Origin of the sequence: Brassicibacter mesophilus (genome assembly GCF_050433385.1) — a bacterium.
GTDB lineage: Bacteria > Bacillota > Clostridia > Tissierellales > Proteiniboraceae > Brassicibacter > Brassicibacter mesophilus.
Window position 1 is genome coordinate 142,609 of record NZ_JBNPXI010000001.1, and the last position, 20,457, is coordinate 163,065.

Below are 20,457 nucleotides of genomic sequence, written 5' to 3' on the forward strand. Positions count from 1 at the left end.
TACAGCTAATATAAAATTCTTCATTATTCTCATAATTCCTTCTTAAAATATTGAAAAAATTAAATTGGTAAGGCAGAACTACCTTACCAATTTGTTATCTAGTGTAAATTCACCTTTAGTCTCATCATTTAAACCCATATATTGAGCAATAATTTCTTTAGCTACTGGCCCTGCATATCCACCATGACCACCTTGAAAAATTACTACTGCAACTGCAATTTCTGTAGCTTTAGGATTATTTTCTTCATAAGGTCCATAAGCAACAAACCATGCAAAGTTATCATATTCCTCTCCTGTAACAGGATTAATGCCTTCTTTTTGAGCCGTACCTGTTTTAGCAGCTACTTTAATAGGAAATCTCTGAAATATGCTTCTAGCTGTACCGTCGCTTGTAACCATTCCGAGTCCTTTATTAACCTCATTAAGATAATTGTAGTCTTTAAGCTGCACTCTATTTGTTTCTCTCTCCGGTTCATAAACTACCTTTGAGTTGTCATAGCTGTCTACTTTACTTATTACACTAACCTTGTGTCTATAACCACCATTAGATAAAGTCGCCATATAATTGGCCATCTGAATAGGAGTATAAGCATTTTGTCCTTGTCCTATTGATATATTAAGTGTATCTGCTTGCTTCCAACCTGATTGGTTCAAATATGTGTATTTTATTATATCAGCTAAGTCTTCTCTGTTACCTTCTATTTTTTTCTCACCATCGAACCCAAGCTTGCTTAGTCTTCTAATCACTTCTCTTTTGCTCAACGGCTCTTCTAGCTCTGCCCAGCTTACAATCTCGTCAATTGCTTTCTTAATATCTTTTTCCTCTAATTCAACATCTTCAATTCTATATTCTCGTATGTTTGAATTTAAAAACCTTCTCAATCCAGCCTTCGTATTATTAGTTTTTGACTTAGTATCTGGAACTCCATTTGCACGTTCTCCCATAATTTCTATGCCAGTCTTATCATTTAATCCAAAATCTGATGCTATTCTTAATATATCTTCTATATCAACTTTTCCTCCTATACTTTCACCACTTCTAGGGTTCCTACCCATAGTGACACTATAAAAATAATAATTGCAGGAATCTCGTATTGCCTCATATAGGTTTTCCCATCCATGATTACCCCTTTTATCATTCCATATCCAACATCCAAACTTCTTATTACCCAGCTCAACGTATCCATAGTCATTTATTTGCTTAGTTGCCTTAATTCCTTTTTCTAAAGCAGCTAATCCTGTTACCATTTTAAATACAGACCCAGGCTGAACAGCTGTCTGCAGTGCAATATTATACAACGGTCTAGGTGCAAGAGGATCTTCTTCATTTTCTGGCATAAGACTCTCCCAGTCCTCTTCAGAAATTCCAGTCGCAAATAAATTTGGATCATATGCAGGATAATTAGCCAATGCTAATACCTCACCTGTTTTCACATCAATAGCAACAGCTGCACCAGACGTAGCATTTTTAAAAGATTCAGAGTAATTATAATTACCCCAATTACTCTTAAATTCTCCACCTCTTTGTATTTCATATAATGCTTGCTTTAATGAATCTTGTGTTATTTTTTGTAATTCAGCATCTATTGTTAAATATAAATTACTACCCGGTACAGCTTTCTTTTCATCAATTACACTTATGGTATTTCCTAAAACATCAACTTCTACTTGTCTACTACCATCTTCTCCATTTAGATATTTCTCAAAGCTTTGTTCTACTCCAGTTTTACCTATAATATCATTAGGCGAATACCCTTGATTTTCAATATAATTTTCTATTTCTTTAGGTTGAGATATCTTACCTAAATATCCAAGAATATGTGCTGCAGTTTCTCCCATAGGATAATATCTTATTGGTTCAATAGACACTTGAATACCAGGTAATTCCAGTTTATTTTCCTCCAACTTTGCAACTGTTGTGTTTCTTATTCCATATGCAAGATTTATAGGCTGATAAGCTCTGTATCCTTGTTTATTTAATTGCTCAATAATTAGCATGGTTGACCTTGCCTCATATTTGCTTAACTCTTCGCTTATTTTAAGATTTTCTCTTAACAAGTTAAAAGCTTGCTCTGCGTCAACTTCTTCTGGAATTTTATACTTAGTAAGCCAATTATTTTTATTATTAACAGGCACATATTCCCAGTTTGCAATAGATATTTTAGGGTTTATAATGGTCAAAACCTTTTCTTGAGCTATGGTCTTTATATTATCATCTGTAATAAATTCTTCCAAAACCTCATATTTTTTTGCTAAATGTATCAATGCTTCAATTGGTGTTAATTCACCATTTATTTTTTCTTCTTTATAAAATTTTTCCTTTCTATTATCATCTTTGTACTTAAAAGAAACTCTATTATTTTCTTCATCCATAGATATAATAATAGGCATGTCAGTTTGTTTCTCTTCAAGCTTTTCCAATAATATTTTAGCTGGTATAGTTGATTCAACTATTTTTCCATTCTCATCAGTCTTAACGAAAATATTATTCAGTATTTCATATATTGCACTGCTATCTAAAACTATATTAATAAAGTCGTCCTTAGCATGACTAGTCATAGTTATTGCAGTAAAACTCTTCATTAGATTCCTTTTAATAGATCTATATTCTTCGTCAAAACTAAAGGAAAAGGCCTCTAGCTTAATATTGCTTATTAATCCCTTATCATTAAGCATTTTGTATACTAGTTCACTAGCCATAGGATCATTAATTATTTTCATTAGGTTTTTTTTGTCATTATTTATGAAGTGAATTAATAAATCCTTTGCCTCCATATATAAAGGTATATTATTTTCTTTTTTCCACTTATCAATATCTATATTTACATCATAAGAATATGCAACCCTTCCCTCTTGATCTAAATCTATAATTATAGGCATCTCAAAGCCTTCATTTTCTAATATATTCACAGCTTTTTTTCCTGCAAAAAATCTGATAGCATTTAGTTCATCACTGTAACCTTTATTTAGATTTAATAGTTCTCCAGTCAAGTTATTTTGAATAATAATATCAACTACTTGTTCAACTGGAGTGGTACTGCTTTCATAGTAGCTAGATTCATCTTTGTAAACAAACGTATTCAGATTAATCGGAAATTCATCAATGAAATTTACACCATCTTCTTCTAAAATTTTTACTAGCTTAGTAATAGTGTCATTTCTTTTTTGTTTATCCTTCATATTAAGCTCATCTTTCATTATCTGCACAGTAAAGCTAGGTTTATTTCCTGCTAATAGTCTTCCATATCTATCTCTTATCTCACCCCTAGGAGCTGTTATAGATATCTGCTTTACTCTTTTAGTGTCTGATATTTTTCTAAGTTCATCACCATGAACGATAGTAAGAGATGCAAGCCTGAATGATAATGTGAGAAATACGATAGCAAGGATTATTATAAGTACATTGTATCTGTCTTTAAGTTTTTCTATCAATTTCATAGCTTTTTACCTCCTTGCCCTCTTTCTAAAACTCATTCTTGGCTCAGCATAAATTTTCAAAATCTGCTTATAAATAAAAACAGATATTATAGAATTGTAAATTATTTCCACAAAAACAATGTTGTTCATTAGTTTCATAAATTGAACATTTATTGACAAGAAATACATAAAGAAAAAATACATAATGTGATAAAAAACTGTGGAAAGTCCTGTAAATACAAAAGGTAAAAATATATTTTCCTTAAAAACTTTTTGATCAGTTAACCCAACAAGGTATCCGATAATAAAATATATAAGAGTATTTACACCTATAACATCACAAAAAAATATATCCTGTAAGAGTCCTATAAATATGCCTAAGGTAGCTCCTGTTCTCTTTCCTGATAACAAAGCAAATGAAATTATTAAAATTAGAGAAGTATTTGGTACTACTCCTAAAATTCCAAAATATTGAAATATAGTAGATTGAAATAAAAAGTTTAAAATTACTGTCACTACAATAATGAAGTACCTCAATACACTTACCCCTTTTGATCAATTTCCAACTATAACAAAAACATCATGCAGCTTATTAAAATTAACTGCAGGATTAACTTTAATGTTTACTAACAAGTCATCACTCTTCTTTGTAACTTCACTTATTTCACCAATATATAAATCTTTAACAAATATTCCTCCAAGACCTGAAGTTAACAGCTTGTCTCCTTTAACAACATCAGCTTTAGCATCAAATAAATATCCCGAAAGATTTCCTTCAAAGTCACCTTTTATAATCCCACCATCTTGAGTCCTGATTATCTTAATACTAGCATTGCTTCCTTCATCAATTATGGATATAACCTTAGCCCAATTATCACCAACTTCAATAACTCTACCTACTAAACCTTCAACTATAGTATCTCCATCAACTTCAACACCTTGAATGACTGCATCTCCTTTTTTTATTCCATCTTGCGATCCCTTATCGATAACAAATTTATCAAACCAATTTCCAGGATCCTTACCTATTATTTGAGCATCTACAAGATTTAATTCAGTCTTTTCTTTTAGTATCGCTTCATTCCTTAGGTAATCGGACTTGCTTATAATATCTTCATAATTTCTAATTTGGTTTCTTAGCTTTGATATTTCCTCTTTTAGCTCTGCATTCTCCTCATTAAGCTGTGTTATACTTCCAATTGATTTAAATGTAGTCGCGACAGATTCTCCCCCATTGTAAAAAAACTTTTGAACAGGGGTTATCAGCTTACCTAGAAAATTTTCTACAGCTGTTACATTATCTCTACCACTAGCTGTAATTCCTATTATTACAATGAGAATGATAGTAACAACTGCTACTACCATTCTCCCTTTAATTTTCTTTAAAATAGTCATTTATATCACCAACTTAGCCAAGCTTTCTACTATTTTTCGCAATTCTTTTTAATGTTTCAATGTCTTCTAATGCTTTACCAGTACCTAGTGCAACACAGTCTAATGGATCCTCTGCAATATGAACTGGCATTCCAGTCTCCTTCTTAACTATTCTATCTAATCCTTCAAGTAAAGCACCACCACCAGTAAGCATGATTCCCTGCTCCATTATGTCAGAGGCTAATTCTGGAGGAGTTTTTTCTAAGGTATATTTTATGGCATCAATAATATTCGCTATTGGTTCTTTCATTGCATCATGTATTTCTGAAGAACTTACTTCTATAGTTTTTGGAAGTCCAGATATCAAATCTCTACCTCTAATAAGCATTTTTTGCTCTTTATTTTTTAGGTCTGCTGACCCTATTTGAATTTTAACTTCTTCAGCAGTTCTTTCACCTATCATCAAGCTATATTCTTTTTTTATATAATGCACGATTGACTCATCGAGTTCGTCACCAGCTACTCTAATTGATCTACTAGTTACAATACCTCCTAAAGAGATTATTGCAACTTCGGTAGTACCCCCACCAATATCAACAACCATACTTCCTGTTGGTTCTTGAACAGGTAACCCTGCTCCTATTGCAGCTGCCATAGGTTCTTCTATCAAGTAAGCATCTCTTGCTCCTGCCTGAATTGCAGCTTCTTCTACTGCTCTTTTTTCAACTTCCGTAACGCCTGAAGGAACACAAACTACCACTCTCGGTTGAACAAATGAACGCCTTGGATGTGCTTTTCTAATAAAGTATTTTAACATGCTTTGAGTTACATCAAAGTCTGCAATAACTCCGTCGCTTAATGGTCTTATAGCAACAATATGCCCTGGTGTTCTACCTATCATCTTTTTTGCTTCCTCACCTACTGCTAAAACTTCCTTATTGTTTGTCTGTATTGCTACAACTGAAGGTTCTCTTATTATTATTCCTTTTCCTCTTAAGAACACTAAAGTATTTGCAGTCCCTAAATCAATACCCATGTCTTTAGTAAATGCATTAAAAACTCCCATCTTCTTTTGCTCCTTCCTAAACAAATCTTATATTATATTCTTTTCTTTGAAACTGACAAAAATGTTATTGCCGATAATAATATGATCAAGTACTCTTATTCCTAAGATTTCGCCACCTTCCATTAATCTCTTTGTAATGTTTATATCCTCTCTACTAGGACTAGGATCTCCACTTGGATGATTATGTGCCAAAATTATTGAAGCACTACTTCTCCTAATAGCCTCCTTAAAAACTTCCCTAGGATGGACAATAGATGAATTTAAGCTTCCTATTGAAATGTTTTCCATTCCAATGATTTGATTTTTAGTATCCAGCATTAAAATCTTAAAGTATTCCTTCTTTAAATTTTTCATATCATCCATAAAAACATTAGCTACATCTTGAGGCGAAGTAATTCTTATCCTATCCTTATCAACTGATGTTAAAATTCTCTTTCCAAGTTCAACAGATGCAAGTATTTGCGCTGCTTTACACTTACCTATGCCTTTTATTTTAGTGATTTCTTCAATTGATGATTCAGCTAAAAAAGAAATCCCATTTTTGTCAGAGGCAAGAAGTCTTTGGCATATATCAATAGCAGTACTATCTTTATTTCCTGTTCTTATAATTATTGCCAATAGTTCTGAGTTAGATAAGGCATTTGCTCCATACTTATAAAGTTTTTCTCGAGGTCTTTCATCTTTTGGTAAATCCTTTATTGTGTAATTAAATTCTTTACCCATAAACCCTCCATAAAAGCAAAATATTATAATAAATTAATATTATACATATTGTCAAAAATGCTATCAATTTTTGCAATTGGTAGTCCAACAACATTAGAATATGATCCTTCTATCCATTCAACTAGAGTTTCGCCATACCCTTGTATCCCATAACTGCCAGCTTTATCTTTGAATTCTCCTGTATTAATATACCTTTTTATTTTATCCTTAGTTAATTTTTTTAACTTTACATTGGTAATCTCATAATCAACAATCTTTTTATTTGTTTCAGTATCTATTATTGCAATGCCAGTTATAACCTGATGTATGTGACCATTAAGTTTATTCAGCATTTCATATGCATCTATGTCATCAGTTGGCTTTCCTAAAATCTCTTCTTTAAAAACAATAGTATCTGCAGCAAGCACAATACAATTATCATCAAGCTTAGATGCAATACTATGTGCTTTTTGAAAAGCAAGGGCCATAGCTACCTGAATAGGTTCTTCATCTGGTAAAACTTTCTCATCCACATCACTAGACATTATTTCAAGGTTTATATTATATTTCGAAAGAATCTCTCTTCTACGTGGGGACGTAGAAGCTAAAATAATTTTTTTCATAAAATCACCTATAATCTCCTATACATTAAAAATGCCAGTAAAAATCCAACTGCACTTGCAACATTAATATCTATAATCAGTCCAAATGTTAAATCTATTACGCTTAAATCTAAATGTACAGGGCTTTTCAGTCCTATAGGGTAACTATAGGATAAAAAAGGTACCTTATCACTTAAAAGTTCACCTATTATTCCTCCAAGTACGACTCCTAGTATAAGTAACAGAAGTAAGAGTGATGTACTTCTTCCTTTTCCTCTCATTCTAATCCTCCTTAGCTACTAACCTGTTATTCTGGACATATTTTGTTTTAAGTTCTTTGTGGTGAGTATTGATCCTAGTCCAACAAAATATCCAGTAAATAAACTAACTAACGTCATCACAGGCAAATAAGAAAAAATCCTTATATTTTCCATAATAATACATGCAACTGTTATTTGACCTATATTATGGAATATTGCTCCAAAAACACTAACGCCAATAAGACTAAAATAGTTATAAAGGTACTCGTAAACTATTGACATTATAATTGTACTAACAATTGCACCAGAAATACTATAAAATAATCCAGAAATACTTCCTGTGGCTAAAGCAAATGTTAAGCTTCTCAATATAACAACTACAAATGCTTCTTTAGGTCCGAATATTACCAATGTTATTAAGCAAACCATATTTGCTAATCCTAGCTTCATACCTGGCATAGCAAATGGTAATGGAATCATTGACTCAATAATGCTCAAAGCTAACCCTAACGATACTAATAATGATAAAAAAACAAGCTTTCTCAATCTTTTCATGGTATTCACTCTTTCTAGTAACTAATATAGTCAATGTCATCATCAGTCTTTAAATCTGACTTGATTTCTATAATAAGCCTATTGGGTAAGCATACTATTATTTCGCCAGGATTAGATATCCATCCTTGTTTAACATCTAGTTTATCAGGACAATCAGCCTCAATTATTCTAACTCTATCTTTTCCAATTTCTAATTTGTTATAACCAAATTCTGTATTAATGTCTATAGTTTTACCTTCCATATTGTCACCAAAGGATATTTTCTTATATTCATCTCCGTCAACTTGTATACTTATATATTTACTTCCACTATCTGAGACGTATACTTTTACATAGTATAAGCCCAACAGACTAGCAATTAAGATAAAAACTATAAGGAACTTGTCCCATTTTGTCATTAAAAACATCCTTTTTAAATATAATTAGTCATTTTAATGTAATCATCTAAGCAAGATTCTTGCCATGCAATATCAAAAAACACACATTATCACAATCTAAGTTTACCATTTCCATATTTCATTTACAAGTTGTAATTTTTGCTTAATTATTACAAAAAACAAAATCCTACTAAAGTTCCTTTAGTAGGATTTTGTTTTATTTTAAAGTAATAGCATCCTTAGGACACTTTTCAGCACATGCACCACAACCTATACATTTTTCTTCAAATACTTTATGCTTTTGTTTTACCTCACCTTCGATAGCATCAACAGGACATTGCTTTTTACATATTGTACATCCAATACATTTTTCTTCATCGATTTCTGCCTTTTTCCTGTTCTCGAAGTCAGCCCATATAGCCTTTGTAGGACATTTTTCAGCACAAATCATACAATTAGTACATTTTTCATAGTTAATTCTAGCTAGATTGTTTTCAAACTCCATCGCTCCAAATGGACAAGCCTTTACACATATTTGGCAACCAATACATCCTGTCGTACATTTTACCTTTACGTCTTTGCCAAACTCTTTACTGTTGCAATCTACCACAACCTTTTGCTCATAAGGCGTCATTTTTATGACGGATTTTGGACACACTTCTATACATTTTCCGCATGAAGTACACTTCTCAGGATTAATACTTGCTATGCCATCAACAATTTCTATTGCATCAAATTTACATGCACTTACACAAGTACCTAATCCTAAGCAACCAAACGAGCATGATTTACTCCCACCTGAAACTAATGAAGCTGCTTTACAATCCTGAATTCCTGTATATTCAAATTTTTCGTTAGCGTTGCATTTAGTTCCTTGGCAGATTACTCTAGCAACTTTTTTGTTAGCTGATTCTGCAGCTACTCCCATTACTTCAGCAATTTTAGCTGCACTAGCAGAACCGCCTACTGGGCATCCATTTACAGGAGCTTTTCCACTAGCAACAGCATTTGCAAATCCATCACATCCTGGGAATCCACATGCACCGCAATTTGCACCAGGGAGTGCAGCCCTAACCTGTTCAACTTTTGGATCAACCTCAACTGCGAATGCTTTAGATGCCACCGCTAACCCTGCTCCGAATACTAATCCTAATCCTCCTAAACTGACTACTGCAGTTACAATGCTATTCATATCTACATTCACCCCCTATACAAGTCCAGTGAAGCCTAGAAAAGCTATAGCCATAAGCCCTGCTGTAATAAGTGCAATAGGAAAGCCTTGCAATGATTCCGGGACATCGGCTAAAGCCAATCTTTCTCTTATACCAGCAAATAAAACTATAGCAAGTGTAAAACCTATAGCAGCTCCAACTGCATGTATTATAGTTTTCATTAAAGATAAATCCATCTGAATATTTAATATAGCTAGTCCTAAAACCGCACAGTTAGTTGTAATTAAAGGCAAGTAAACTCCAAGTGCCTGATATAATGTTGGACTTGCTTTCTTAACAAACATTTCGACGAACTGAACTAAAGCCGCAATTACTAAAATAAAAGCTATGGTCTGGAGATATTCTAAATCATATCTCTCAAGCATTAATTTCTGAACAAAATATGTTATAGTAGACGATATTGTCATTACAAATGTTACTGCAGCACCCATTCCAAATGCAGTTTCCACTTGTTTAGAAACTCCTAAGAACGGACATATACCTAAGAATTTTGAAAGAACAAAGTTATTAACTAATATTGCACTAACTAAAATAGTAATGAATTCCATATATATCCCTCCTAATTATTCGCAGTTCTTTTTTTCTTAAGCCAATTGTAAATTCCAATCAATATACCTAAGGCAAGAAAAGCACCAGGAGGCAATATCATAATTATAGCAGGTTTAAAAGCTTCACCAAAAATTGAGAAACCAAAAACACTACCTGCTCCTAAGATTTCTCTAACTGTTCCTAGTAAAGTTAATGCCCATGTAAAGCCTAGTCCCATACCCACACCATCTGCTATTGAGTTCATAGGGCGATTTTTTGAAGCAAATGCTTCTGCTCGACCTAGTATAATACAATTTACAACGATTAGAGGTATAAATAACCCCAGAGAACCATAAAGAGCTGGTGCAAAAGCATGCATAAACATACCTATAATAGTAACAAATGTAGCAATTATAACAACAAACGCTGGAATACGAATCTTATCAGGTATAACCTTTCTAAGTAAAGATACAACAAAGTTTGAACCAAACAGAACTGACGTTGTAGCTAAGCCCATAGCCATACCATCTAGTGCTGTGGTAGTTACAGCCAGTGTTGGACACATACCAAGAAGCTGTACAAATGTAGGATTTTCATCAATAAGTCCATTTCTTAAATGTTTAAAACTCATTCTCTCACCTCCAAGTTATATATATCACTACTTAGAAAACTCACTATAAAATATTTCTCTAGCAATATTAACACCACTTGTTACCGCCCTAGATGTAATAGTTGCCCCAGTTATAGCTTGAATCTCATTTTCACTACTTGGGCTAGATTTCACAACAGTAATTTCTGAATCTACTAGTTTACCTTTGAATTGTTCTTGAAAATCAGGCTTTGTAGAGTTAGCTCCAAGGCCAGGCGTTTCTTGGTGACTTACTACCTTCATGCCTGTTAATTTCCCCTCAGAGGAAATACCTGTGATGACTAATACATCGCCTCCATATCCTGGAGTAGCAGTCTTTATAGTATAACCTGCTATATTTTCACTTTCACTGTATCCCACGTATATCTCTATGATCTTATTGTTCTCATCCTGTAGTTTCTTGAATTGTTGCTCATCTAAAGGTTTAAAATCTTTAGCTTGAGGCAGAACCTCCATTCTTGCATCATTGTTTACTTTTTCCTCAACATCAGCAATAATATCTTTTGTGTAATCATTAGAAAAAGCAAGAACTACAGCTGCAATTGAAGTAATTATAAGCAGAACTAATCCAAGTTTAATAACCTCACGCATTTTGCTTCACCTCCCCAAAAACCTTTGGGCTCGTATATTTATCAATGAGTGGTGCTGCTACATTCATAAGAAGTATAGAGTATGATACTCCCTCTGGATATCCCCCTTTAAGTCTTATAATAGCAGTCAATAATCCTGCGCCTATACCAAATATAATCTGACCTTTAGCAGTTACTGGCGATGATGAATAATCTGTAGCCATATAGAAGGCTCCTAACATTAGTCCTCCTGCCAAAATGTGATATAACATGTTTTCGAAACCACCACCAAATAATAGCATCATTATAGCTACTGTTCCTATATAAGTGAAAGGTATCCTCCAGTTTATAACACCTCTATATAGCAGATAAATTCCACCTATGATAAGAAGAAGTGCAGATGTTTCTCCTAAGCATCCTCCAATATTCCCAAAGAAAAGATTTGATAAAGAAGGCATTACAGCTTCCGTTGCTTCTCCTTTTAGTATTGCTAATGGTGTAGCTGTAGCAACTGCGTCAACACCAGGAGTCACCCAATTGGTCATTATAACTGGCCAAGAAGCTAAAAGCATTGCTCTAGCTGCCAATGCTGGATTCATAAAATTATGTCCTAATCCTCCAAAAAGCTGCTTTACAATCCCAATTGCAAATGCGGAACCTATAACTGGTATCCACCAAGGTGCTGTAGCAGGTATATTAAATGCTAATAATAATCCTGTAACAACTGCACTTAAATCATTTAGTGTTACTGGCTTCTTAAGTGCTTTTTGAAATATTGCCTCTGTAACTACCGCTGATGCGATAGCAAGAACTATTAGCTTAATTGCATTAAATCTAAAAAAATAAATACTGGCTAATGTCGCTGGTAAAAGTGCAATAATAACATCTAACATTATTTTAGAAATTGTTTCATCTGACCTAATATGTGGAGAAGATGAAGCAATCAATTTATTATCCATTTTTTCCCCTCCAATCAATTAGATTTTTTTCTTTTAGCTATGACTTCTCTCTTTGCTACCCTAATAGAGTGTAGAAGCGGTCTTTTAGAAGGACAAATAAACGAACATGATCCACATTCTATACAATCAAGTACATGAAACTTCTGAGTTTCATCGTACATTCTCTTTAACGAAAGTTGGCTTATGAAAAGAGGCTGTAAATTAATAGGACATATGTCAACACACTTACCACATCGTATACACGGCTGAGGCTCAGGAATCCTTGCTTCTTTTTCATTTAAAACTAAAATACCTGACGTACCTTTTATAACTGGTATCCCATCTTTATATTGGGCAAGTCCCATCATTGGTCCTCCCATTACAATCTTACCTGGAGTTTCTTTATATCCTCCACATTGTTCGATCACTTCATTAAATGGGGTTCCTATCTTTACAATTAGGTTCTTAGGATTATTTACAGCTCCACCAGTTATTGTCACAATTCGCTCAATAATTGGCATTCCAGTTTGAATAGCTGTTGCTATTGCTGCAGCGGTTCCCACATTATTTACTACTACTCCAACATCCATTGGTAAGCCGCCAGATGGAACTACTCTACCAGTTGTAGCATTAATTAATCTTTTTTCGTCTCCTTGAGGATATTTAGTCTCAAGAGAAACAACTTCAATGCTTGTCTCATTTGCCACAGCTTTTATCATAATTTCAATTGCATCAGGCTTATTATTTTCAATTCCTATAAAACCTTTATTAACTCCAACAGTCTTCATAATTGCTTTTAGACCATAAACAACCTTGTCAGGATATTCAAGCATAAGCCTATGATCAGCAGTTAAATAAGGTTCACATTCCGCACCATTTAAAATAATAGTATCGATTTTTTTATCTGGTGGCGGCGAAAGCTTGACGTGCGTAGGAAACCCTGCACCACCTAAACCTGTGATACCAGCCTCTTTAATGATATTAAGAAGCTCTTCCTTTGACAACGTTTCAATATCTCCTTTTGATGAAACGTTTTCATGCACTTCATTTAAACCATCTGATTCAATTACAATGCATATTACATTACTTCCTGTTGGAGTGTCCATAGGAGCTATCTTTTTAACAGTACCTGAAATACTTGAGTGAACTGGAGCAGACACAAATGCTTTTGCTTCGCCTATTTTTTGACCAACTTTCACTCTATCTCCAACATTAACAACTGGTTCACATGGAGCACCAATATGCTGCTGCATCGGTATAACTACAGTAGTTGGCTCCTTAGCTCTTTCAATACTACACTTTTCAGTGAGTTCTTTAAAGTGTGGCGGATGTACCCCACCCTTAAAGGTAAAACTTTTCAATTTCATAAATTTCACCTCTCATCAGTTTAAATTAATTTTACATGAAAATAAACAAACTATATACTTCTACACTTGTAAAAGAAATCCTTTGTATAATGTTACTGATAAAACAAGGTATAGCTTGTCTATTGTATACAAGTGAGAATAGACTAATACATAAAATTAGGAACCCGACAACCAGTGGGTTCCTATTTATTTTAATATTATTATAGCACTTTTTAAATAAGTTGTATAGTTTTTCACCCTTTAGTTCATAAATGATTTATATGTTCATAAAGATTATTTATGTTATCATTTATATACTCACTAATCCATAATAATATTTCATTTTTTCTAATACTCACACCTTCTATTAGCTTTTTTATTTCTCTTGTATCAAAAATAAATCTTTGGTCATCAATATTATGAGTATAAACATATTCAATTGCATCATTGTGATTTATTAAAGCTACAATTGTTTGTCCCACATTACCAATTGGTGCTCTATCTATATGAGAATGTTTAAAAGTAGATGTTACTTTTGTACCTTTTCCTTTAGTTGAGTCAATGCTAAAGCTTCCATCGCACCTTTCTGATGCGGCTTTCATCAAAGACACCCCTAAGCCAACATTCCTAGTCGTTCTAGTTGTTATAAAAGGATCAGCTACTACTTTTAGAAATTCTTCATCCATGCCTGAGCCATTGTCTTCAATGACAATTGATAGTATATCTTTGGAGAAATCCTCAATAATAGTTATTCTTATAATAGTTGCTCTTGCTTTTATTGAGTTTTCAGCTAGATCTAATATATGAAGCGACAATTCTTTCAAAATTTATTCCCCCATGCTATTTAAATAACTTATTACTGCTTCTGTTGTAAGTGCCTCAATATTTAAGAATGATACTGGTTCTTTTATATCAGTAAGATAATGTGCATCAGAATTATTTATTATCTTATATTTATTTGTGCTAATAAAACTATTGAGCTTTTCAAATCTACTTTTATTATACACTTCTATTGAACGTATTTTTAATGAGTCAGGTATAAATCCAAGCGACGATATAATACTGTAAGAACTCTTATCAATATGTGCTGGTATCATTACTCCATTATACCTTTCTACAAGTTCATATATTTCTTCAATTGTATAATTAGTGCTATTCAATAGCAACTTTTTTAGCCTTCCTGTTACTTCATCATTATTATTAAATATTAATTGACTTCCAAATAAATCTTCTCTATTGTCTATGTCAGGAAGACTTTCATAAATTAAATCTTGAAACCTCATACCTTCAGATAAATTTGAAAAGTAGCAAAGAACGTGAATTTCCTCTCTAGTTGTAACCTCAATACCTGGAATAACAAGAATATCATACTTTCTAGCTATTTGAATCGCAGGAAGTACATTTAACATACTATTATGATCAGTAATAGATATCAACTTCAATCCTTTTATAAAAGACATGTTAACAATATTGTTAGGAGTCATATCATTGTCTCCACAGGGTGAAAGCGCAGAATGAATATGCAAATCATACGCTATTTTCATTTTTATATCCCTAGATTATTCAATTTGCAGGCAAGTTCATAAGCACTTAGAGAAGATTTTAAAAGTGGCACATTCACTTGATTTGCTTTTTTTATAGTATCATTATCTATACCCATACCTTCAGCTATAATTATGCCTGACATACCCACTAACGTTGCTACAGCAACTATATTAAGGTGCGTCTGTATAGTTATCCAGATATTTTTTTCTCCTGCTCTTGACATAACTAAGCTTAATAAATCACCTATATAAACTCCACTTACTTCTACATCGTCCTCGTTTAATCCTGCGACAACTTCTAATTCAAGCTCACTAATTATTTTACTTAAATCCACTAATATCCCCCGCTATCATTCATTATTTTTAAGCTTTTCTTTAAGTTTGAAAATGCAATCATCCATTTTAGCTTTTCCCCGGACAATATCCTCTGCCAAAGCACTACAATTAGGCGCTCCACACGAACCACAATCAAGCCCAGGAAGTTCTGTACTAATTTGCTTTAACAGTTCAATCTTCTTCATGGCCTTTTGTATATCTTTATCAAGTACCATTACTCCTTTAGGATATATTTTCTCTGTCCATTCTATTAATCCATTAGATTGTAACTCTTTTACATATTTTGAATCTACAGTCTTTTCAATATTTTTCATCTCTGATAACCTTCTGATTCTACTTTTTGCAATAAAAGGATTTTCTACATTCAACGGGCCTCCTACGCATCCCCCAATGCATGCCAGCCCTTCAAAATATTCTACATTACTAAGCTTGCCTAGCTCAATCTCTTCGAGAACATTTATTACATTTTCTATCCCATCTACAGCTATATAGTTCTCAACACCTATTGCATAACTTTGTCCACCTGTCCTTGCCCATCCAATTCCCAATGAAGATGCTTTTAAATGTTCTTCTTCCTCGGATGTTCCCTTAGCATGTTTTACTATATCTCCGTAAATGCTTTTTATTGAGAATGCTCCGTTTAAATAAGATTCTTTTATTCCTATAGGCTGGTATATGCTAGTAACTTTTGCAGGACACTGCGTTAAATAGAACACACCAATTTCTTCTGGCTTAAATCCATATTCTTTCTCAATTTTAGTCTTTGCCATCCTAGCCGCTACTTCCATAGGTGATTCAACGTTAATAATGTTATCTATTAAAGATGGAAATCTAACCTGTATTATCCTTAATATCGCTGGGCATAAAGAAGAAATAACAGGTTTGTTTAATTTTTTATTCTCCAATATATCTTTAATTACTACAGTAAGTGCGTCAGCCGCACAACCTTCATCGATAACATAATCAAATCCCAATAATCTTATACCATTGAAAACCTTATCCATATCAGTATCAACACTAAATTGTCCATATAGTGACATTGGCGCAATTGCTATATTATATTTAAATTTCTTTAGTACAGATAAATCATCTGTTATTGCATTTTGAGCATGGTACGGGCATACCCTAATACATTCGCCACAATCTATACATCTATCTTTTATTATAACAGCCTTTTTATCTCTAACTCTTATGGCTTCCGTAGGACACCTTCTCATGCAGTTTGTGCACCCATTGCACTTATCACTATCAAGCACTACAGAATGGAAATATTCATTCATATTCATCACCTACTAATCATCTTCTAATTATGTTTACTAAATATTTTCATAAATACTTCAGTTTGTTTTCCTTCATTTGAAGAAATTTTAAAAACATCAGAACATTTTTTCATGTTCGGCAATCCCATCCCAGCTCCAAATCCAAGCTCACGAACTCTATTTGGAGCTGTAGAATAGCCTTCTTTCATAGCTAAGTCAATATTTTTTATACCAGGTCCAATATCTAGTGCTAATATCTCAATTTCTTCTGGAAATATTGTAACTATTATTTTACCACCATATGAGTGTATAACAATATTCATTTCTGCTTCATATGTTACAATAGCGACTTTTCTGATTATTTTTGATTCAATGCCTAACTGTGTTAACACTTTCTTCACGTTGCTCGATGCTTCTCCAGCTCTTGTAAAATCATTTTGCATTATCTCGTATTCTAAAGTTATTGAATTTGTTTCCCTATTCATTTATCTCATTTCACCCTCAATATTTATTCCACCCAGCCCCTTTCCATAGAGCTTGCCGCTTGCAGTATATAGAGTATATTCAGTTGTCATTATTGTTATGTTTTTTTCATTAGCCATATCTAATATTTCCTGTATAGGTGTTTTCCCTCTTACAAAGATAATAGCAAATAAATCTAACATTTCAGCTGTTCTAATTACTTGTAAATTGGTTAATCCTGTCAACAAAACGGTTCCATCACTTACAAAAGCTAAGACATCGCTCATTAAGTCACACCCAAAAGCTGAGTTTACTTCTTTGTCTAAGTACTCTTCTCCAACTAATACTTTTGCATTTAAAGTTTCCTTAATTTCCTTTAGCTTCATTATTCCACCTCAATTCCCCAGTTCTGATTTAGTAAAGATGACATAGTCAAAATAATTACTATAAAAATCAGTGTAGCTTTTATCTATGAATTCTTCAGTATTATTCTTTAAATCCTCAATAATTTTTTTTCTTTGTGCTATATGGTTCTTAAGCTTTTCTCTTGTTTGGATTAACTGCTCACTTTTTAATTCAACGTCTATTTTCTGTAACATTTTTTCTAGATTATCACTATTACTAGCAACAGAATCCACCAATAACTTTGTTTCCTTTGTCTCAACAGCTTTTCTCCATAAACTCAACTCTTCGTTATATACATCGTCAAAGGCATATATTGTATCTATAAGGTTGTTTGCAAAATTTAGTTCATCCTCATTATATGATATCACTCTTTCAATTATAGAAAAAGTATTTACAAATGAATCGCTATAAGTATTCTTTACCTTAGACAAATATTTATCTGCTTCTTCTCTGTTAAAATAAGTTCCAGTAAAAACTTTATATGAATCAAGCTTTACTATATATCCCGTAATCCCATTAGTTGCCAGCTCTTTAACTAAACTTTCTGCATTCTCTACACTACTAAAGTTGCCAGCTTGTATATTATATAGGGTTATTCCTTCGAGTTTAGACTGTTTCAATTGTATATTCTGATTTTGAGTGCTCTGTTCACTATTATCTTCATCCTGCATATTCTGCTGAAAATTTGTATCATCGCTATTACTAATATCATCTTGTATTATTTGAGAAGTTGGTTCTTTCTGAACTGGCAGAAACCTAGGCAATATCATATATTTTACTAACACAAATCCAAGTAAAACAGATATTATTGGAGCCACAACAAAAAAAGCAAGAATTGTAAAAAGCCTGTCCTTCTTAACCTTATGCCTTTTTCTTCTTATTGTTTGCCGCATATTTTTTCACCTCCAAAAAATCTATCTATTCTAAGAGTATGAATATATTTCGAAAATATTAATACTTTTAAAATATTTTTATTGATAGCAGAAAAAGGGCTACTGCCCTTTTAACTTGCATAAGTACTAACTCTGTTCCTTCCATTTTGCTTTGAACCAATATACATAGCTCTATCTGCATAAGCTAGAAGAGTAGACCCTGAATCTGCGCTAATCGGATATTCAGAGATACCTCCACTGACAGTTATCTTGATCTCTTCACCATAAGATGAAGTGAACACTGCCTGTTCTATAGTGAACCGAACTCTATCGGCTATTTGATAAGCCTTATCTTGACCTGTATTTGGAAGAATTACTGTAAATTCTTCTCCTCCATATCGAGATACTATATCATTACACCTTACATTTTCTTTTATATGTTTTGCTACATCTTTTAATATTTTGTCACCTGATTGATGTCCATATTTATCATTGACTTGTTTAAAAAAATCTATATCAAATATAATAAGACTTGTTTTATTACAGGAAATACACTTTGTTCTTTTACAAGAAGAACATTTATTGGTAATGAAGTCTAACGCTTCAAAAAAATACCTTTGATTATAAAGTCCTGTCAAACTATCTTTAATTGCTCTATTTTGAGCTTCGTTATATAGCCTAGCATTCTCCATTGCTATTACAGCTTGATTTGCTAGAATGTCTACAATATTAAGTTGTTGCTTTGAAAACTTTTTACGTTCTTTGCTACCTATGATTATACATCCTGATATCTGATTTTCTAACAACATGGGCTCGTATATAAGAGATTTTATTTCTTTTGGTAATCCAATGTTAGAAAATAACTTATCGTTTTTCAAATCATCTATTATGAAGCTATCATAATAAGTAAGCATAATCTCCATATTTTGAGTCAAAAAATCATCTATTAAGTCGTTGTTAATTTTGATTGATTCATTTGCAATATAATCTAATGTAGAAAACTGCTGATTGCCTTTATCTAGCCTTATAATAGAGCAATAGTCACTATCAACTAACTCGTTTATTCCTTCTATTATACTAGCTGTAGTATCTTCGATATTTAATCTCGAGCTTATTGACGCAGATACTTCTTGCACTACTCTTAGTTCATTATTTATAAATACAAGATTCCTAAAAAGTCTAAAAAGTAAATTAGCAGAAATTATTATCAAAGAAAAAACTATTATTCCTAAGTAGCTATAATAATTATATATTTCTGCAAACAATATCGAAAGCGGTATTACTATGATATTGCTATATAAATCCCAAATAAATGGTTCTTTCAAACTATTTGGGATTTTTCTTTGAGTGAAATATATTTGAACATATATTAACGTCCAGTTCGTTAGAAATACAATAAGTGCATACAGTACAAACGTCATTTTATTTGCTGCCCCAATAAAATTAAATATCTTAAGACCAGCAGCTTGAAAAATAAAATGAGGAATCACAAACATCAATATGACCATACCTATGTTAGAATATATTTTTAAAAATGATTTCTTTTCAAAGGCTACCTCATGAATCAATTGAGTAATTACTATAATCCAGAGAACTGACTTTATTCCGAGTATCTGATATGCTCCGAATAAAACAACTGTATCTAAGGAAACGTTAAATTCACCTATACTTAGATGTATTCGTTCTAGCATAAACCCTAATATAGTAAGAAGAACAAATAAGTAAATGTTAGATATATCATCGCCTTTTAAAACAAATGATAAAATTAATATCGTGCATAATCCAACAGTACCTACTGTAGTAAAGTAGATATTCTCTCTTCTACTTGCCATTTCATCAACCCCCATAAAAATACAAAGCAAGTCTAAAGTAAGATCTTTATCTCAAATATAGCTACGATTATTAGTACAAATTTGCTCTATACTAGCATAGACCTTCCCCCATAAAGTGTCTATGCCTCAACA

At 32.7% G+C, this 20,457-nt stretch carries 23 protein-coding genes; all 23 read right to left on the bottom strand.

From position 1 onward, the window contains the following. Nucleotides 1–78: 78 nt before the first annotated feature. A complete protein-coding gene (locus HNR33_RS00790) occupies nt 79–3,438 on the bottom strand; it encodes a penicillin-binding transpeptidase domain-containing protein (RefSeq protein ID WP_429079167.1) in 3,360 nt (1,119 codons plus the stop codon). Nucleotides 3,439–3,444: 6 nt separating this feature from the next. Beyond that, nucleotides 3,445–3,954 (bottom strand): rod shape-determining protein MreD, encoded by a 510-nt coding sequence (gene mreD / locus HNR33_RS00795; protein WP_429079168.1) that lies wholly within the window; start codon nt 3,952–3,954, stop codon nt 3,445–3,447. 18 nt (nt 3,955–3,972) lie between these two features. After that, on the bottom strand, nt 3,973–4,812 hold the full coding sequence (gene mreC / locus HNR33_RS00800; RefSeq protein WP_429079169.1) for a rod shape-determining protein MreC: 840 nt from the start codon (nt 4,810–4,812) through the stop codon (nt 3,973–3,975). 13 nt (nt 4,813–4,825) lie between these two features. Then, complete coding sequence (locus HNR33_RS00805) at nt 4,826–5,857, bottom strand: rod shape-determining protein (RefSeq protein ID WP_429079170.1); 1,032 nt, start codon at nt 5,855–5,857, stop codon at nt 4,826–4,828. A 27-nt stretch (nt 5,858–5,884) separates the two neighbouring features. Further along, nucleotides 5,885–6,580, bottom strand: a complete 696-nt coding sequence (gene radC / locus HNR33_RS00810; RefSeq protein WP_429079171.1) for a RadC family protein — start codon at nt 6,578–6,580, stop codon at nt 5,885–5,887. 23 nt (nt 6,581–6,603) lie between these two features. Continuing rightward, nucleotides 6,604–7,182 carry a nucleoside triphosphate pyrophosphatase gene (locus tag HNR33_RS00815; protein ID WP_429079172.1) on the bottom strand — a complete coding sequence of 193 codons (579 nt, stop codon included), beginning with the start codon at nt 7,180–7,182 and terminating at the stop codon, nt 6,604–6,606. Between the two features lie 8 nt (nt 7,183–7,190). After that, nucleotides 7,191–7,442, bottom strand: coding sequence for a DUF4321 domain-containing protein (locus HNR33_RS00820; RefSeq protein WP_429079173.1), 252 nt, complete (start codon nt 7,440–7,442; stop codon nt 7,191–7,193). A gap of 18 nt (nt 7,443–7,460) precedes the next feature. Beyond that, nucleotides 7,461–7,976: a Gx transporter family protein gene (locus HNR33_RS00825; protein ID WP_429079174.1), complete on the bottom strand. Its 516-nt coding sequence runs from the start codon at nt 7,974–7,976 to the stop codon at nt 7,461–7,463. Nucleotides 7,977–7,990: 14 nt separating this feature from the next. Next, entirely contained in the window at nt 7,991–8,374 is a 384-nt protein-coding gene (locus tag HNR33_RS00830; protein WP_429079175.1) for a NusG domain II-containing protein, read from the bottom strand. Nucleotides 8,375–8,570: 196 nt separating this feature from the next. Beyond that, entirely contained in the window at nt 8,571–9,545 is a 975-nt protein-coding gene (gene rnfB / locus HNR33_RS00835; RefSeq protein ID WP_429079176.1) for an RnfABCDGE type electron transport complex subunit B, read from the bottom strand. A gap of 15 nt (nt 9,546–9,560) precedes the next feature. Continuing rightward, nucleotides 9,561–10,133: an electron transport complex subunit RsxA gene (gene rsxA, locus HNR33_RS00840; RefSeq protein WP_429079177.1), complete on the bottom strand. Its 573-nt coding sequence runs from the start codon at nt 10,131–10,133 to the stop codon at nt 9,561–9,563. Between the two features lie 11 nt (nt 10,134–10,144). Further along, complete coding sequence (gene rsxE, locus HNR33_RS00845) at nt 10,145–10,744, bottom strand: electron transport complex subunit RsxE (protein ID WP_429079178.1); 600 nt, start codon at nt 10,742–10,744, stop codon at nt 10,145–10,147. Between the two features lie 27 nt (nt 10,745–10,771). After that, complete coding sequence (locus tag HNR33_RS00850) at nt 10,772–11,353, bottom strand: RnfABCDGE type electron transport complex subunit G (RefSeq protein ID WP_429079179.1); 582 nt, start codon at nt 11,351–11,353, stop codon at nt 10,772–10,774. Further along, on the bottom strand, nt 11,346–12,290 hold the full coding sequence (locus HNR33_RS00855) for an RnfABCDGE type electron transport complex subunit D (RefSeq protein WP_429079180.1): 945 nt from the start codon (nt 12,288–12,290) through the stop codon (nt 11,346–11,348). The genes HNR33_RS00850 and HNR33_RS00855 overlap by 8 nt, the downstream gene beginning before the upstream one ends. A 14-nt stretch (nt 12,291–12,304) precedes the next feature. Then, on the bottom strand, nt 12,305–13,636 hold the full coding sequence (gene rsxC, locus HNR33_RS00860; RefSeq protein ID WP_429079181.1) for an electron transport complex subunit RsxC: 1,332 nt from the start codon (nt 13,634–13,636) through the stop codon (nt 12,305–12,307). Between the two features lie 245 nt (nt 13,637–13,881). After that, nucleotides 13,882–14,439 (bottom strand): ATP-binding protein, encoded by a 558-nt coding sequence (locus HNR33_RS00865; protein ID WP_429079182.1) that lies wholly within the window; start codon nt 14,437–14,439, stop codon nt 13,882–13,884. A 3-nt stretch (nt 14,440–14,442) separates the two neighbouring features. Beyond that, the gene (locus HNR33_RS00870; RefSeq protein ID WP_429079183.1) at nt 14,443–15,159 is read right to left on the bottom strand and encodes a PHP domain-containing protein; all 717 of its coding nucleotides are present in this window, start codon (nt 15,157–15,159) and stop codon (nt 14,443–14,445) included. Nucleotides 15,160–15,161: 2 nt separating this feature from the next. Beyond that, entirely contained in the window at nt 15,162–15,494 is a 333-nt protein-coding gene (locus tag HNR33_RS00875) for a DRTGG domain-containing protein (protein WP_429079184.1), read from the bottom strand. 15 nt (nt 15,495–15,509) lie between these two features. Then, nucleotides 15,510–16,781, bottom strand: a complete 1,272-nt coding sequence (locus HNR33_RS00880) for a [Fe-Fe] hydrogenase large subunit C-terminal domain-containing protein (protein WP_429079185.1) — start codon at nt 16,779–16,781, stop codon at nt 15,510–15,512. Nucleotides 16,782–16,798: 17 nt separating this feature from the next. Continuing rightward, nucleotides 16,799–17,239, bottom strand: coding sequence for an ATP-binding protein (locus HNR33_RS00885; RefSeq protein WP_429079186.1), 441 nt, complete (start codon nt 17,237–17,239; stop codon nt 16,799–16,801). Continuing rightward, nucleotides 17,240–17,602 (bottom strand): DRTGG domain-containing protein, encoded by a 363-nt coding sequence (locus tag HNR33_RS00890; protein WP_429079187.1) that lies wholly within the window; start codon nt 17,600–17,602, stop codon nt 17,240–17,242. Between the two features lie 9 nt (nt 17,603–17,611). Beyond that, a complete protein-coding gene (locus HNR33_RS00895; protein ID WP_429079188.1) occupies nt 17,612–18,514 on the bottom strand; it encodes an SPOR domain-containing protein in 903 nt (300 codons plus the stop codon). Nucleotides 18,515–18,624: 110 nt separating this feature from the next. Next, nucleotides 18,625–20,325 carry a sensor domain-containing diguanylate cyclase gene (locus HNR33_RS00900; RefSeq protein WP_429079189.1) on the bottom strand — a complete coding sequence of 567 codons (1,701 nt, stop codon included), beginning with the start codon at nt 20,323–20,325 and terminating at the stop codon, nt 18,625–18,627. Nucleotides 20,326–20,457 lie beyond the last annotated feature (132 nt).

Coding starts and splice junctions, on each gene's coding strand:
- HNR33_RS00790 (WP_429079167.1), bottom strand. CDS start 3,438: ATGAAATTGATAGAAAAACTTAAAGACAGATACAATGTACTTATAATA.
- mreC (WP_429079169.1), bottom strand. CDS start 4,812: ATGACTATTTTAAAGAAAATTAAAGGGAGAATGGTAGTAGCAGTTGTT.
- HNR33_RS00805 (WP_429079170.1), bottom strand. CDS start 5,857: ATGGGAGTTTTTAATGCATTTACTAAAGACATGGGTATTGATTTAGGG.
- radC (WP_429079171.1), bottom strand. CDS start 6,580: ATGGGTAAAGAATTTAATTACACAATAAAGGATTTACCAAAAGATGAA.
- HNR33_RS00815 (WP_429079172.1), bottom strand. CDS start 7,182: ATGAAAAAAATTATTTTAGCTTCTACGTCCCCACGTAGAAGAGAGATT.
- HNR33_RS00820 (WP_429079173.1), bottom strand. CDS start 7,442: ATGAGAGGAAAAGGAAGAAGTACATCACTCTTACTTCTGTTACTTATA.
- HNR33_RS00825 (WP_429079174.1), bottom strand. CDS start 7,976: ATGAAAAGATTGAGAAAGCTTGTTTTTTTATCATTATTAGTATCGTTA.
- HNR33_RS00830 (WP_429079175.1), bottom strand. CDS start 8,374: ATGACAAAATGGGACAAGTTCCTTATAGTTTTTATCTTAATTGCTAGT.
- rnfB (WP_429079176.1), bottom strand. CDS start 9,545: ATGAATAGCATTGTAACTGCAGTAGTCAGTTTAGGAGGATTAGGATTA.
- rsxA (WP_429079177.1), bottom strand. CDS start 10,133: ATGGAATTCATTACTATTTTAGTTAGTGCAATATTAGTTAATAACTTT.
- rsxE (WP_429079178.1), bottom strand. CDS start 10,744: ATGAGTTTTAAACATTTAAGAAATGGACTTATTGATGAAAATCCTACA.
- HNR33_RS00850 (WP_429079179.1), bottom strand. CDS start 11,353: ATGCGTGAGGTTATTAAACTTGGATTAGTTCTGCTTATAATTACTTCA.
- HNR33_RS00855 (WP_429079180.1), bottom strand. CDS start 12,290: ATGGATAATAAATTGATTGCTTCATCTTCTCCACATATTAGGTCAGAT.
- rsxC (WP_429079181.1), bottom strand. CDS start 13,636: ATGAAATTGAAAAGTTTTACCTTTAAGGGTGGGGTACATCCGCCACAC.
- HNR33_RS00870 (WP_429079183.1), bottom strand. CDS start 15,159: ATGAAAATAGCGTATGATTTGCATATTCATTCTGCGCTTTCACCCTGT.
- HNR33_RS00880 (WP_429079185.1), bottom strand. CDS start 16,781: ATGAATATGAATGAATATTTCCATTCTGTAGTGCTTGATAGTGATAAG.
- HNR33_RS00885 (WP_429079186.1), bottom strand. CDS start 17,239: ATGAATAGGGAAACAAATTCAATAACTTTAGAATACGAGATAATGCAA.
- HNR33_RS00890 (WP_429079187.1), bottom strand. CDS start 17,602: ATGAAGCTAAAGGAAATTAAGGAAACTTTAAATGCAAAAGTATTAGTT.
- HNR33_RS00895 (WP_429079188.1), bottom strand. CDS start 18,514: ATGCGGCAAACAATAAGAAGAAAAAGGCATAAGGTTAAGAAGGACAGG.
- HNR33_RS00900 (WP_429079189.1), bottom strand. CDS start 20,325: ATGGCAAGTAGAAGAGAGAATATCTACTTTACTACAGTAGGTACTGTT.